General features: G+C 41.3%; 8 protein-coding genes. All 8 read left to right on the top strand.

Annotated features, from left to right (window positions below; genetic code table 11):
- The first annotated feature begins 19 nt into the window (after window positions 1-19).
- The 8 genes from BLU80_RS13380 to BLU80_RS13345 all read left to right on the top strand — a co-directional run bounded on the left by BLU80_RS13380 (window position 20) and on the right by BLU80_RS13345 (window position 15,627).
- Window positions 20-1,783 carry a RagB/SusD family nutrient uptake outer membrane protein gene (locus BLU80_RS13380; protein WP_091399415.1) on the top strand — a complete coding sequence of 588 codons (1,764 nt, stop codon included), beginning with the start codon at window positions 20-22 and terminating at the stop codon, window positions 1,781-1,783.
- 48 nt (window positions 1,784-1,831) lie between these two features.
- Window positions 1,832-3,394 (top strand): DUF5123 domain-containing protein, encoded by a 1,563-nt coding sequence (locus BLU80_RS13375; RefSeq protein ID WP_091399411.1) that lies wholly within the window; start codon window positions 1,832-1,834, stop codon window positions 3,392-3,394.
- Window positions 3,395-3,410: 16 nt separating this feature from the next.
- A complete protein-coding gene (locus BLU80_RS13370; protein ID WP_091399407.1) occupies window positions 3,411-4,865 on the top strand; it encodes a glycoside hydrolase family 28 protein in 1,455 nt (484 codons plus the stop codon).
- A gap of 820 nt (window positions 4,866-5,685) precedes the next feature.
- Window positions 5,686-8,925 carry a SusC/RagA family TonB-linked outer membrane protein gene (locus BLU80_RS13365; RefSeq protein ID WP_211481846.1) on the top strand — a complete coding sequence of 1,080 codons (3,240 nt, stop codon included), beginning with the start codon at window positions 5,686-5,688 and terminating at the stop codon, window positions 8,923-8,925.
- A gap of 68 nt (window positions 8,926-8,993) precedes the next feature.
- Window positions 8,994-11,021, top strand: a complete 2,028-nt coding sequence (locus BLU80_RS13360) for a RagB/SusD family nutrient uptake outer membrane protein (RefSeq protein ID WP_091399403.1) — start codon at window positions 8,994-8,996, stop codon at window positions 11,019-11,021.
- Window positions 11,022-11,074: 53 nt separating this feature from the next.
- Window positions 11,075-12,679: a DUF5123 domain-containing protein gene (locus BLU80_RS13355; RefSeq protein WP_091399399.1), complete on the top strand. Its 1,605-nt coding sequence runs from the start codon at window positions 11,075-11,077 to the stop codon at window positions 12,677-12,679.
- 136 nt (window positions 12,680-12,815) lie between these two features.
- Window positions 12,816-14,240 (top strand): glycoside hydrolase family 28 protein, encoded by a 1,425-nt coding sequence (locus BLU80_RS13350; protein ID WP_091399395.1) that lies wholly within the window; start codon window positions 12,816-12,818, stop codon window positions 14,238-14,240.
- 40 nt (window positions 14,241-14,280) lie between these two features.
- Window positions 14,281-15,627: a pectinesterase family protein gene (locus BLU80_RS13345; RefSeq protein WP_091399391.1), complete on the top strand. Its 1,347-nt coding sequence runs from the start codon at window positions 14,281-14,283 to the stop codon at window positions 15,625-15,627.
- The last annotated feature ends 101 nt before the right edge of the window (window positions 15,628-15,728 follow it).

Below are 15,728 nucleotides of genomic sequence, written 5' to 3'. Positions count from 1 at the left end.
TCTTTAAATTATTATAGCAATGAATATAAAAATAAAATCATTTGCCAATTGGTTGACCTGTTTTAGTACGGCTGTACTTTTAATGGGATCCTGTAAGCATTATTTGGATTTAAATCCAGTATCTTCCTTTGGACCGGATGTTGTATTCGGGACTGTGGAAAATGCCCAGAAAGCGGTTTTAGGGGCTTATCAGGATTTAGCAGGCGATAATGGATATGGAATCAGGATAAGCATGTATTTTCCTTATGATAATGACTGTATGATGGGTGCCGGCGGGCACGGAGATGGTGATCGCAGAGATATAAGTCGTTATAATGTCACCGCTTCCAATGCCCAACTTTATAATCCTTTTAATAGATTATATCAAGGAATAGAAAATGCGAATCAGTGTATTAAATATATTCCTCAAATGGACTTGTACGCTAATGGAACAGCTAGCCAGAAAGGAGAGTTGCAAAGATTATATGGGGAGGCGCTTACTTTAAGGGCACAGTTTTTCTTTGAACTGGTGAGAAACTGGGGAGATGTACCTGCTGAATGGGAACCTTCCAGCGATGTGCCGGATCTTTTTCTGGCCAAAACGGATCGCGACAGTATTTATGATCACATTTTGGATGATTTGGCTACCGCTGAACAGTTGGTGCCCTGGCGTTCAGAAATCAGTGCGCTAGGAGACGCCACGGATGAGAGAATAACAAAAGGTGCGGTAAAGGGGCTCAGAGCCAGAATAGCGTTATTCAGAGGAGGGTATTCTCTTAGAAGAGCAACGAATGCCATGCAGAGAGATGCTGATTATTTAACCTTCTATAAGATTGCCGATACGGAGTGTGCGTCCATTATACACTCCGGTGAACATGCCCTGGATCCTAGTTTTGAAGATTTATGGCGCAACCAGGTAGATGCTCATCAGATTGATCCTTATGGGGAAATGATGTTTGAAGTGGCGATGGGCGGTGCAACCTCTACCACGGATAGTAAATTAGGTAAATACAATGGGCCTGGGGGGAGTTTAACTATTTTGCCCACCTATTTTTATATGTTCGATTCTACGGACAGGCGCAGAGATGTTACCATTGCTCCTTACAAAATTGCCTCAGATAATACTCTTACGGCTGCTTCTTTAAACGGGCTTTATGATGGAAAGTTTAGAAGGAACTGGTTTACAAATCCATCTGTAGATATTAGTAATCAGGCCCAGAATTTCGGTATTAACTGGCCGATACTGCGCTATTCGGATGTATTATTGATGTATGCCGAAACTCAAAATGAATTAAATGGAGGGCCGACTGCAGACGCAATAGAGGCTTATCAGAAAGTACGTAACCGTGCCTTTAATAATGCAGACCCGCAAACAGTTCCAACCACCAAAGATGGCTTTTTTGATGCCCTTGTTAATGAAAGAGCCTTGGAATTTGGAACAGAAGGCATCAGAAAATATGATTTAATCCGCTGGAATTTATTGTCCTCAAAACTGGCCGCAACTAAAACCGCGCTGGCTGCTATGAATGCTAATGAGAGCCCATATGATAAATATCCTCAGAAAATGTATTATCTGCCCTCCACCTCTACAACGGATATTACCTGGGTGACTTCCTTTTATACTCCAGCTCCGGGATCGACCCCAAGTGGAGCCACTGGTGTTAGCTGGGTAGGAAACAGTATATTGAACGGAAACCTGCAGTATTTTGCGGAAGGGTTCCAGGATGGGCATAGTGAATTATTGCCCATTCCTCAGGCGGCCATTGATGCAAATCCTAAATTAACCCAGGATTTTGGCTATTAGGTATAACCAGACAGGTATTAGTTTGTTTTGAATTTTAAATGATTACTGATGAAAAAAATTATTTTATATACGGCTTTGATGCAAATTGTATGCATTTTATTTTCCTGTAATAAGCCATCGGCCGAAGTGTTTCAGCCTGCCAGGGAGTTTACCCCAACCAGCCTATCCATTTCTGCCTCAGATACGGTTGTTACAATTTCCTGGCCTGCTTCCGTAAATTCTGCTTCAGGGCAAACCTATACGGTGCAGATTTCTGAGGATTCTTCTTTTGATGGCACTGCTGCATTATCTTTTATAACCGATGCTATCAAGGTGATGGTGACAGATGATTCAATCGCCGATAATACGAAATATTTTGTGCGCGTTAAAGCCAATCAAAATGCAGCCGGAGCAGATTCTTATTGGTTAACTGATACTGCTTCTTTCAAACTGACCGGAAGGCAGATATTTAAAACGCCGTCAAGTACTGATATTATTGATGTGGCCGCCATCTTAAAGTGGACGCCTACGGCTGGATTGACAAAATTGGTTTTAACGGATGAAGATAATCAGGCTACCGATTATGACCTGACAGATGCTATTATTTCGGAAGGGGTAGATACCGTTTATAATTTAAAGGCCAATACAACCTATAACGCCCAGTTGCTGTCTGGTTCAAAAACGATGGGGTCCCTGAATTTTACCACACAGTTAGCTGTTTCAGGCAGCAATGTGATTGATCTTAGAAGTTCGACGGATTCCATGGTATTAATAGAAACCTTACCTACGGCAGCCCCTGGAAGTATTATATTGTTAAAAAGAGCAATGAGATATAATATTCCCAGTACCGGTTATGTCTTTAATCAAAGTGTAACCATCCGAAGCGGACTGGGCTTCGGTGATCCGGCCATAATTTCTATGAGCGCTAATTTTGATGCTTCCGGTAGTTTTGATTCTCTTACATTCTCTGATATTAATTTTGCGACCATAGGATCAGGTTATGTATTTAATATCGGGAACGTGGCAAATATCGGAACTATGAGCTTCATTAATTGTACGACCAGCGGCGAATTTTCTAATTCCCTGGTAAGACTTAAAACCGCAGGAGATCAGATTGGAACGTTGGAAATGGATGGTTGTATTTTCGATAGTATCGGCGTTGGTGCCAAATATGCTGTTGTATACGCCAATGCCAGTAGCTCCGCAATCATCAACAATATTAATGTTACCAACAGCACCTTCTATAACATTTATTATTTTGTCAGAGAAGACGGCGTGGCGCCGGCATCTTTAAAAATAGATGCCTGCACCTTTAATAATTTCATTAATCAGGCGGGTTATTTTATCAATTATTCAGGAACGGCACCTGCGACCTTTAAAATAAATAATTCAATATTCGGCAGTACGCTGGATCCTTCCAGCTCAAATGGTATTAAGTCCTCCCAGGGTGCCGTTTTTGATGGCTGCTATCAGACTTCTGATTGCATATTTAGTGCAAACGCATTTTCAGGAGTGGCCAGTTATTCAGGAACTGCTGCAAGTCTGTTTAAGGACCCTGTGGCAGGTGATTTTAGTATTATAGATGATAATTTTGAGGGACGTAAAACTGCCGGAGATCCCAGGTGGCAATAAATTAAAATAAATAATTATGAAACCTAAATTTCTAAATTTTTTCGGACTGGTTATTTTGGGTTTAATCATGTCAGATATTCATGCCCAACCACCAATTCATGAAGAAATCGGGAAACTGGTTCAGGAAGCACCCTTTAAAATGGGTGCACCTGAACTACCCGAAATCGGGGCAAATGCTGATACCATTACAAAGTTTGGAGCCATTGGGGATGGAACGTTTTTAAATACTATTTCTATTCAAAACGCCATAGACAGCTCTGCGGCCAAAGGAGGTGGGAAAGTGGTTATACCTCCCGGCATCTGGCTAACCGGGCCTGTCGCCTTAAAAAGCAATATTAATCTGCATTTAATGGAAGGGGCAATCTTGTTATTTACAAAAGATCATACTCAGTATCCTTTGATCGGAAAGGATGGCAAGTACACGGTAATGTCACCCATATACGCTAATAATCTTCATGACATCGCGATTACCGGTAAGGGCATTATAAACGGAAATGGCGCATCCTGGCGACCCGTGAAAAAGGTGAAGCTGACGGAAGGTCAATGGAAAGCTTTAACTAAAAGCGGGGGAGTGGTCACAAGCGACGGGGGGATGTGGTGGCCCAGTGAAGCGGCGAAAGAAGCAGAGACTTATCTGAAAAACTTAAAAAATAAGAAAAAATCTGCACTGGCAGAAGATTTTGTGCCCGCCAGGGATTTTTTGCGTCCTTATATGGTATTGATTAATCATTGCAAAAGAGTACTGATTGACGGGCCTACTTTAATGAATTCCCCCAAATTCGGGCTTGTCCCCAAAGGATGCAGAGATTTGATTATCCGGGACGTTACGATCAATAATGAGTGGTATGCGCAAAATGGCGATGGAATGGATATCGGAGATAGTAAAAATGTGATCGTATATAAATGTACGGTAACCGCGGGCGATGATGGCATTTGTATGAAATCCAATTATTCAGCGAAAGATAGTAACGCCGCGACCTTGCAAAATGTGATTATTTCAGATTGTAAAGTTTATCACGGACATGGCGGCTTTGTAATCGGCAGTAATGAAGGGGGCGGCATGGAGAATATCTATGTTCATAACTGTAGTTTTATTGGGACGGATGCGGGCATCCGAGTGAAAAGCAGTCGGGATCGCGGTGGTCTGGTGCAACACATTTTTCTGGATGGTATTTATATGGAAAATATTCAAGGGCCTGCTATTGTATTTAATAGCTATTACGAACAAAAAGACAATGCTAGAACAAATGTTCCTGTGACCCGGACAACGCCTCGTTTCCAGTATTTCAAACTGAGTAATATTTACTGCAGTAGTGCATCTGAAAGTATAAGTCTGACCGGATTGCCTGAATATCCTGTTAACCATATTTATTTTGAGCATGTACGCATTCTGGCAGACAAGGATTATCATGCGGTTGATGCAAAGGATATATATTTTAAGGATGTAGAGGTAAACGGCAGTAAATTATAGGAATTTGTTTTGAAATGGTGTATGTGGTGTTTGGCCCCCTTCTGTATTCATTACTGAAGGGGGTTTTTTGTATGCTGTTATGAATAATTTAAGGCATTGTTCTATGGTAATGTTAAATAGATTTAAGGATAAAATTGTACAGAGAAATTGCTTTTAAATCCATCTGACAGAAGTTTCGCAAACGGTTGTTATTTAATATAAAAATATAAAATATTTATAAACATTTATTAAATAATATTATATGGTCTTTAGCATACATTCTTTTTTATATTTAAAATCGGTTTTTATGCAATCGGTGATGGCAACGATTGCGTAATTAAATCACCTAACGTATGTTTTTATATTCCTCATAAACTATATTTTTGTTATCAAGTAGAAAATATTTAACGATTTGTGTAAGTAAACCTGTTGTGAAAATAGCCCACATTTTAAGGTTGCTTTTTTTTAAACCTGTTTGGTTTATCGATTGCACAAATTAGTAAATAAAACTATATGAGACTGGGTTCATTCATTGGAATAGGTCTGATAAAATGAAACAGTAGGTGATTTTATTTTCAAAATTGTCCTTGGCAACTGAAACAATAAGGACACAAGAAAAAAAATAGCGGGCCCTGTTTATCGGCAGGTTAAATTGAATAATAGAAGGGCACAAAGAATTGTAGGAGCGCGTAAAATATTCTATTTGGATAGATAAGTTTTATTTATTCCCTACCCATTTATATTAAAAAAAATGTACAAGTGTTGATTGGCACTTGTACCGGGGATGCTTTGTTATTCCCTGAATGCATAATGATTATTGTAAATACTTAAACCATCGTTTATGAAGCATGTATTTGTATTTTTAATGGCTATTGTTTTTTGCCTGTCGGCCTTCGCTCAGACAATTACCGGGAGCGTCGTCAATGAGAAAGGTACACCCCTTGAAGGTGTAACGATCAAGGCAAAGCGTACAGACGGTCAGGTTTTGAAAGGAACAATATCCAATATACTGGGTAAGTTCTATTTAAAGTATTCTTCGGATAACCGCCCCCAAACACTTTCTTTTTCCATGGCAGGGTATGTCTTTACAGAAAGAACCTTGGAATCCGGCATGGATTCAATAAAAGTGGTTTTGAAAGAAGATGAAAATGCTTTAAATGATGTAGTGGTTATTGGTTACGGTACTGTGGAAAGAAAGGATTTGACCGGATCCGTGGTTTCTGTAAGTGAGGAGGCTTTAAAGGATTTGCCTGCGACTTCTGCCTTACAGGCTATTCAGGGACGGCTTGCTGGTGTGAACGTAACGGTTACGGAAGGTTCGCCCGATGCTGAGATCAATGTCAGAGTGAGAGGGGGCGGGTCTATTACTCAGGATAATTCTCCGCTCTATATTGTAGACGGATTTCAGGTGCCTAATATTAATGATATTGCGCCACAGGATATTAAGACCATTGATGTCTTAAAAGATGCAGCCTCGACTGCCATCTATGGTGCTCAGGGAGCCAACGGCGTTATTTTAATTACCACAATTTCGGGGACTGCCGGTCGCTCTGATATAACCTTTAATAATTATACGGCCTTGAGTAATGTCTACCGGTTAGCGGATGTATTATCACCTTATGAGTATGTATATTACCAAAGAGAAGTGGACCCCAGCCTTAGTCAGAATTCAAGTTTTATTGGCTCTTATGGTAACTGGGATGATATCGATATATATAAATCTAAACCGGGCATTAATTGGCAGGACAGTTTATTTGGCAATACAGGTGTTCAGCAGAGTTATAATGTGGGGATGAGTGGCGGAGATAAAAGTCTTACTTATAATTTGGGTTATACGCACGATGATGAGGACTTTGTTATGCTGAACTCGCATTACAAGAGGGATTATTTTAGTGCCAAGATCAATAAAAAGATCTCTAATAAATTATCGGTGGATTTTAATACCAGAATGTATAATACGGTCATCACCGGTCCTAGTGTATCCAGCGGAAAAAAATTAAGAGATGCTGTTAAGTATGCACCCGTTAGAAGTCTGACCAATCCAGGCTTAGGCGGATTGGGTTCTGATGAAGATGCCAGTTCGGCAGAAGCATTAAGTGCTTTAAATGATCCAATTTACAATGTAGTCAATGAGTATAAAAAACAAACCAGATTTAATTCTTCTTTCAATTTAGGGGTGACTTGGAAAATATTGAAAAATCTTTCCTTTTCATCCAAGGGGGCTTATGCCTTTGTGAAAAATAATACAGATGATATTTATCTGAATAAAACAGGTGCATCCAGTGCTTATGGAGGGCAACCTGTTGCCGATAGAACGGATCAGAAAGGTTCTATGTGGTCTGTAAGCAATGTGCTTAATTATAATTTAAATCTGGAAGGTGGAAAACACAGAATAACGGCGCTTGTCGGCCAGGAAATGAGTAATAGCCAGACGGATCAGACCGCATTAAGTTCTAAATTTTTCCCAATAGACTTTTCTGCTTCAGATGTACTGGCGATGTGGAACTATGGAACGCCTGATCCTACTTATACGACCATCGGAGAGCCATCCAGGCTGTCATCTTTTTTCAGTCGTATAAATTATACGCTTGACGACAAATATATTCTTACCCTTATTGGCCGGGCAGATGGCAAGAATGTATTTGCTCCCGGACATCAATGGGGATTTTTCCCCGGAGTAGCTGGTGCCTGGCGGCTTTCACAGGAAAATTTTATGAAGGGTACTAAGGGGTGGCTCAATGATGCTAAAGTGCGACTCAGTTATGGTGAAGTGGGTAATGCAAGGGTGGGCTCCTATTGGAGACAACAGTATACTTTTATTACGGGTACCAACAAATTAATTTATTTTGATGATGATCCGCAGAGTGCTTTAAGGACGGCAACCACCTTGAAAAATGAAAACCTGACCTGGGAAAGTACCACTTCTGCAAACCTTGGATTAGATGTCAGTTTGTTTAAAAATCGGGTAAACTTTACCATGGACTTATATAATAATACGACAAAAAATCTGATTTTAAATGTAGATCTGCCTTCTAATTCCGGGTACACTACTCAGTATCAGAATATCGGCAGTACGCGTAATAAAGGATTAGAGTTGACCCTGAATGGGAATATCGTAAATACGAAGGACTTTTCCTTGTCGGCCTCCTTTAATATCGCCTTTAACCGCAATACGGTGCTTGAATTAAACGGCTCAGATGAGATGATTGTTTCTTCCGGCTGGGGGGTGAATATCGGTTCTGATGATTATAGAGCCATTGTCGGACAGCCGGTAGGTTTAATGTATGGGTATGTGAGTGATGGATTTTACAGCTTTGATGATTTTGAATATTCAACCGACCTTAAAAGGTGGGTGATAAAACCTGGAGTGGCTGATGATTCGAAGGTTTTAGACAGGTCCGGTAATTACTTCGGCCCCGGTCATATCAAATTAAAGAAGCTGGGCAGCACGCAGGAGGGTGATTATTATATAAATGCGGATGATGACAGGCGTGTTATCGGTAATGCTCAGCCTAAACATACGGGAGGTTTTTCCTTTAATGCAACCTATAAGGGATTTGATTTGACCACTATGTTTAACTGGTCCTACGGAAACGATATCTATAATGCGGATAAGATTGACTATACCTCCTATGCACTTTCAAAAAAATATCAGAATGTCAGTAGTTTAATGAGTCTGAAAAACAGGTTTACCACTATTGACCCGGCAACCGGTGCCAATATCATGTTCGGAGACAATGCGAATCCGGAATTATTTGAGCAGCTGAATAAAAACGCCAAAATCTGGAATCCTATGGGTGCTAATTCTTCTATTCTGACAGATTGGGCCATTGAGGACGGATCTTTTCTCAGGTTGAGTAATGTAACGCTGGGTTATACTTTACCTGCAAATATATCCAAACGGTTTTTGATGAGTAACCTGAGGTTTTATGTAGCCGGATATAACATTTTTGTTCTGACACACTATTCTGGTCAGGATCCTGAGGTGAGTACCAGAAATAATCCCCTAACGCAGGGTGTAGATTATTCAGCGTATCCGAAGGCCAGGAAAATTATATTTGGCCTGAATATCAAATTTTAGAGGTTACTCATGGTAAGAAATAATAAGATTTTACTTTTTAGTTGCATAATGTATTAAATATAAAACAGATGAAAAATATTTTTCTGATATTAGCCACCCTGATTTTCTTTGGGCTGAGCTCCTGTAAGAAATTTTTAGAAACGTCTTCTCCCTCGTCCCTAAGCTCCCAAACAGTGTTTAGTTCCGCTTCCATGGCCAAGGCGGCGGTGATGGGACTCTATGGAGATATGACAAATACGTATATATATGGTCAAAAACTTTCTGTCAACTGGCAGGGAGTGACTGATATTGAAAGTAACGGCGCCTTTACGGAATCTGGCTATAATTCAACTAGCTCAGATGCAGGAGCTGGAAATTATTATGGTAGCCAGTATAATTCAACCACCAGATGGTCCAGTCTTTATGACTATGCAGAAATATCAACGGCCGCGGTAGAAGGGATCCGGCAGTCTCCGATTCTGGAATCAGATTCGGCTACCATGAAACCATTACTGGGGGAAGCGCTGGTGATGCGTTCCCTGGCTTATTTTAATTTGGTTCGCTATTGGGGAGCCGTACCTTTTAAAAGAGAAACTTCCAGATCGGATCTTTCCAATGTATATGCGGGCAGAACGGATATTGATACGATTTACCATTATATTGTGGAAGATCTTCAGGAAGCAGTAAAATTATTGCCATGGTTGGGTACCAGCTCCGAATACGGGTCAGCGGAAAGGATCACCAAAGGATATGCTATGGGATTACTGGCAAAGGTTGCTTTATTTGCGGGAGGGTGGTCTTTAAGAGACGGAAATCTTTTTCCTGATTCTAAAGCAGTGCATAATAATAACATTCCTGAACAAGGCGGATACTATGTCGGCAGGCCACAAAACTGGAAGGACTATTATAAGATTGCTGCGGATATAACCGCGCAAATGCTTGCTTCCACAGATAATCCTCATAAACTGGACCCCAGTTATATTGATATTTGGCAAAAAGTATGCGGGCAACTTCCAAACCCCTATAATGAAAATCTCTTTGAGGTTGCTTTTGGAATGGGCAATAATGGTGATATCGGCTCTTTAATGGGATATAATGTGGCCGGTAATTCCAAATATGGAACACGCAGTTTTGGCGGTAGCTATGTGACTTCTACGGCTTATTATTTTTACTCCTTTGATAAGGAGGATACCAGAAGAGATGCTACGCTGACATGGTTTAGTTATACCGCTGAGAATAAAGAAACCATGGGCAATAATCCGATAAATGTCTCCTTTGCCAAATGGCGGATATACTGGACAACCGATGCTTTTCTTGCCATGCAGAAAACAGCCACCTCACGGATTGCCACGGGTATAAACTGGATTCTTATGCGGTATTCAGATATTTATTTGATGTATGCTGAAGCTCAGAATGAATTGGCAGGTCCGGATGTGGCAAATGATTTTGCAAATGGTCTTACGCCAAGGCAGGCATTAGAAACCGTTCGGGCAAGAGCCTTTGGCGCCGGCTCTGCGGAAATTACCAAATATGATCCGGATTTCTTCAAGGCGATTGTGAATGAAAGAGCCTGGGAATTTGGTTGTGAGTCCATACGCAAACAGGATCTAATAAGGTGGGGGCTACTCTATGATAAGGTGGAAGAAATGAAAAAAGCCCTTTGTTTAATGCTGGATGATTCAAAGTCTGTAACCATTATGGATAAAACTTATCAGCCTTCCTCATTTCCTAAAAAGATTTATTATAAATTTTCTGATAATCAATATATTGATCCTTCTTCGCCGAATTATTATGCAGATCTCCCCGCAGATCCGGGCACTCCGTATACGGAGCTGGATTGGTTTCCGACAACGATGGCTAAGCCTGAGAAAAATCCTAAGCCGACTTCTAATTATATCATCTATCCCATACGGATACTTGTTACCGGTACCGGATTATACCCATCTTATGACTATGGATCTTTCTTAGGAAGTATGACCAATGGGTCTGAAATACAGGAATCATTGGCTCAATATCCTATGGGTAACGGCGGGATTTATTACCGCTATCCATATGCTGTATATTATGAGGATATTTATGAATCCAAAGGCGCTATCCAAAGCAGTTATGGTTATTAAGATTAAGTAAGTTAACCGACAATGTATTGTCTGAATAATAAAAAATAAAACAGATGAAGAATTTGATAATAAAATGGATGGCCCTCGGGCTCATCGTAATAGCGGCCTTTGGCTGTGAAAAAAAGGTAAATGACTGGGAGGTTGATTCATCACATAACAGGTTATTTAAATCACTGGTTTTCGAAGTGTCAAATACCCAGGCCACCTCAGTGAAACTGAGATATACCAAATCTATTGGCGCTACTAAATACGTTTTTGAATTCAGTAAGGATAGCCTGGAATTTAATAATATAGTGAAAACCGTTGAGGTGCTGGCCGATACCCTGACTCCTTTTGCCACTTCTACCACGCCAACCAGGGTGGAGTATCGGACTGATTTTGGCGATTTGGACGGCACTTCAGGGTATTCTGTCAGAATGAAAAGTGTGGATACCAGTACGGGAAGTGAATCTAAATATTCAGAAGCTTATTTTGAGACGCCTGCTGAACAATTATTTGATAGCTGGGAGGTCTCCACGGACAATATACAAATGTACTGGACCGTAACGGACCGGGTGACAGATGTGCTGATAAGTGATCCTGTGACGGGGGCGCAAATCAAAAAAGTGCCTATAACGGCTGATGCCAAATCCAAGGGGACGATTGTGCTGGATGGCTTAAGCCCCGGCACGCAGTATCAGATCGCTATCTATAACGGTGATGTGTTACGGGGGACAAAAATACTTACCACATCCGGCATTAAGGGCGCTTTGCTTATTGCAGTGAATCCGGGGGATGATATAGGGAGTCTTGTTGCTGCTGCGATAAATCAGGGGCGTCCCGATGTGACCTTGTTATTTAAAGCCAACCAGGTGTATAACCTGGGATCCGTGACGCTGCCTTCCGGACTGGCTAATATAAGTTTTACCGGTGAGAAGGCGGCAATAGGTACCAATGCGCAGCCGGCAGTACTGAATTGCAGTAATGTTGCTTTCACCGGTACGAGTATCGGTAAAATGATCTTTGAAAAAGTTGATTTAGTGGGAGGCTCCAGCGACTTTCTGGTAAATCTGTCCACGGATAACCTTCAGATTGATGAATATGACTTCCTGAATTGTTTAATGGAAAACTATAAAGGTGTTATCCGGGTTCAGAATAAGGTGATTAAGTTAGGTCAGATTCTTATTAATAATAGTCAGGTGAATGCGACAGGCGGTTATGGTGTTATCAATGTCGGTGGCAGTTCCGTTTCTCTGGATTCTATTAAAGTAACGAATAGTACACTTATTGATATGAATACCCAACTGATGGATGTTCGCGCTGTTGTTCCTCTGATAGCAGTAACCAATAATACAATCTATAATGTCAATTCAGCACTTACGCAGTTAATTCGCCTGGATAAAAATAATTTGCCGGGATTATTTGAAGGCGGCAATAATATTATTTCAGGCAATAACGCCGGCGCTGACCTTAAATCATTTAGCCTGTCCTATGAGGGTTCCTTCGCAGGTAGCTACCGGACTAGTGAAATGAGTATCAATACAGATTTTCCAGAAATTACGGTTTACCCGGGAGCGGCTGGAGATTTGTTTGTAAATCCGGTAAATGGCGACTTTCATATTAAAGAAGGAGCCGGCTTTGGCGGAACAGGCATTGCAGGTGATCCGAGATGGTGGTAGCAGCAACTTCAGATGATTTTGTTGGTAACAGGTAGACCGTTTTTCACAGGGCGTGAGAAAGTCCCGTGACGCCCTGTAAAACCCGATCACAACATGACTTAAAATGTATGGCTCATTAAAATGAAAATTTAATGCAATGATAAAAATACTTCAATTTGGCTACAAGTGCCTGCGGGTGGTTTTTGTGGGAGGCCTTGCGCTACTGCTCAGTTCAGGTTGTAAACGTAATGATTCTCTGTTTCCGGTAGTAGCCTCCAATGGAATACATACCCTGAAAAGTACTGGTGTTGATACTACTGATAGCAGTAGTATCGCGGATATAAAAGTTCCAAGTTTTGAGACAGATTGGGGGAAGTCTGTTAAAACGCCTGCAATTCCAAGTGGCAGTTTAAGTATTATGGAGTACGGGGCAGACACCCTGAAAAGCGATAATTCAGTCGCTATTCAAGCGGCCATTGATGCGGCTGGCAAAAATGGGGGTGGCACCGTACAAATTCCTAAAGGCAATTTCCGTTGCGGTCCCATCAGGCTTGTTTCAAATGTCGGACTCCATTTTGAAAAAAATGCTCAACTGACCGTATTGTCCTATGCTGATTACCCAGGTTCAGGGACGGCAAATTCAGTTGAACCCTTCATCGATCTGTCTAATACGACCAATGTATTGATTGATGGAGCAGGAACGATTAATGGGCAAGGCGCAGATTGGTGGGCAGCTTACAGAGCGACAAAGGCAACAGCCGCCATAGCCCGTCCACCTATGATTGCTTTTGATAAAGCAAGTATAATAGAAATTGCCGGGATAACCATTAAAAATGCCCCGAACGGACATATCAGCATTCATAAGGAAAATACGAATATTACGATTTCTGATGTGACGATTGATTCTCCGGAAGATTCGCCGAATACAGATGGTATAGATGTCTGGACACCTTACGTCAATATTTATGATTGTACGATCAGTTGTGGAGATGATAATATTGCCATGAACAATAATACCAAATACGTAACCATTAGTGGTTGCGCCTTTGGCGCCGGTCATGGACTGTCTATAGGAAGTTATACTGCTAATATTGATCATATTTATGTCAATAATTGTTCATTCAATGGAACAGATAATGGAATACATATAAAATCCAGCAGGGAGCGCAGTGGGGAAGTTGGCTATTTGGTTTATGAAAATCTGACGATGGAAAAGGTAAAGTATCCTGTGAATATATGTGAATATTATCCGGATAATACCATTCCGTCTACGGCTAGTAGTGATCCGGGGGCCGCTATTACCGCAACGACACCGGTCTGGAAAAATATTGTTTTAAAAAATATTCTGGTAAATAGTGCGGATTATGCAGGAATGGTCTGGGCGGTCCCGGAATTACCCTTAAAAAATATTATTTTTGATAGCGTTAGAATCAACGCGAATGCCGGCATGAAATTCAATAATATTGACAGCGCCGCTTTTATTCACGGATCCAGCATATCAGTAAGTTCCGGGGCGGCATTTACCAGTACGTATCATTCAAATATTTCCGGGATTAATTTATTAACCGGAGCACAAGAGTGAGCGTCCGTTAAATAATTACTTGTACATAAAAGACGATCGGATGAAAATAAATAAATTTTTTATAAGCACTTTTTTGTGTTTGGTTGTATGGGCTACTTTTTTGCCTAATGCTCAGTTAGGGGCCGCGGGAACGAGTTTTCGACAGCAAAAGGATACCGCCCTTAAAGTATTTGACGCGGTGGTGGATATCTCAGGGCAGGGAGATTATACGGATGTTCAACAGGCCATTGATCACGCCCCTCAGCATCTTACCCGCCCATGGCGCATCTTTATAAAAAAGGGGGACTACGAAGGGCTGATCAGAATCCCTGAAAACAAACCCTATATTTATTTAATAGGAGAAGATAAGGATAAAACGATTATAAGTTTTAAAATCAATTGTGCCGACCCGGCTAATACGGGTGACGCCGGACAGCAATATTCAAAGCTCAGATACGATCAGCAGGACTGCGCGGTAGTGGTAGTGAACGCGCCGGACTTTTATGCGCAGAATATCAGTTTCGTTAATGCCTATGGCGTAACGGCGCAAAAAGGACCTCAGGCTTTGGCCATGAAGGTCACGGCTGACCGTTCTGCCTTTTTCAACTGCCGATTTCGCTCTTTTCAGGATACCTGGATGACAAGTACCAAAGGGTTAAATGACAGGACCTATGCGAATGACTGTTGGATTGAAGGTGCCGTGGATTATTTTTACGGTGGAGGCAATGCGTTTATAGATCATTGTACGCTTTATAATGTAAGAGGCGGATCGGTCATTGTGGCGCCCAGACATTTGGAGGGGACAAAATGGGGGTATGTTTTTAGCCACTGCATAATAGATGGGAATAAGGCTGCGGCTGATGGCCGCACAAAACTGGGCCGTCCATGGCATGATGCGCCTATGGCCGTTTATTTGAATACGATACTTAAAATTCCAATTAACCCTGAGGGTTGGACAGATATGGGGCCGGCCGCAAAATTATTTGCAGAATATAATACCAGAGACCAAAATGGAAGGCTGGTTGATTTATCCAAAAGAAGGACCTGGTATAAGCAAAGTAAGGGGGAAGGAGGTAGGATCATACAAGGATTGCAGGCAGTACTCACAAAAAAGGAAGCAGCTGCATATACTTATACAAATGTTGTGGAGGGAAAGGACCGGTGGGACCCGCGTAAGTTTTTTGAACAAATTCGGGCGCCGGAACATTTAATGCTGGATAAGCAGGATTTAAAATGGAAAAGGCTAAAGGAAGCCGGCGGATACCTAGTTGCTTTAAACGGACAAATTTTAGGCGTTACCACTCATAATTTTTTTAAAATATCAGGGTCCGCCGTTGGTGTCTGGACCGTTACCGGCGTGAAAAATAATGGCTCCCTGGGTAAAAGTGCTACCCTGCAAGGCCGGTAAATATGTGGACGGTTTTAAGTATAATAGATAGATTATGAGTGATATATAAGGTATTGTCATCGATTGCGTAATTTTTTTAAGGCGTTCTTTTAAATTGCTGG

The organism is Arachidicoccus rhizosphaerae (genome assembly GCF_900107765.1).
Taxonomy (GTDB): Bacteria; Bacteroidota; Bacteroidia; order Chitinophagales; family Chitinophagaceae; genus Arachidicoccus; species Arachidicoccus rhizosphaerae.
This window is presented reverse-complemented; position numbering and strand designations above follow the sequence as displayed.

Excerpts from the sequence above, each read along its gene's own strand:
- BLU80_RS13365 (WP_211481846.1), top strand. The coding sequence starts at position 5,686 with ATGAAGCATGTATTTGTATTTTTAATGGCTATTGTTTTTTGCCTGTCG.
- BLU80_RS13350 (WP_091399395.1), top strand. The coding sequence starts at position 12,816 with ATGATAAAAATACTTCAATTTGGCTACAAGTGCCTGCGGGTGGTTTTT.
- BLU80_RS13370 (WP_091399407.1), top strand. The coding sequence starts at position 3,411 with ATGAAACCTAAATTTCTAAATTTTTTCGGACTGGTTATTTTGGGTTTA.
- BLU80_RS13360 (WP_091399403.1), top strand. The coding sequence starts at position 8,994 with ATGAAAAATATTTTTCTGATATTAGCCACCCTGATTTTCTTTGGGCTG.
- BLU80_RS13345 (WP_091399391.1), top strand. The coding sequence starts at position 14,281 with ATGAAAATAAATAAATTTTTTATAAGCACTTTTTTGTGTTTGGTTGTA.
- BLU80_RS13355 (WP_091399399.1), top strand. The coding sequence starts at position 11,075 with ATGAAGAATTTGATAATAAAATGGATGGCCCTCGGGCTCATCGTAATA.
- BLU80_RS13380 (WP_091399415.1), top strand. The coding sequence starts at position 20 with ATGAATATAAAAATAAAATCATTTGCCAATTGGTTGACCTGTTTTAGT.
- BLU80_RS13375 (WP_091399411.1), top strand. The coding sequence starts at position 1,832 with ATGAAAAAAATTATTTTATATACGGCTTTGATGCAAATTGTATGCATT.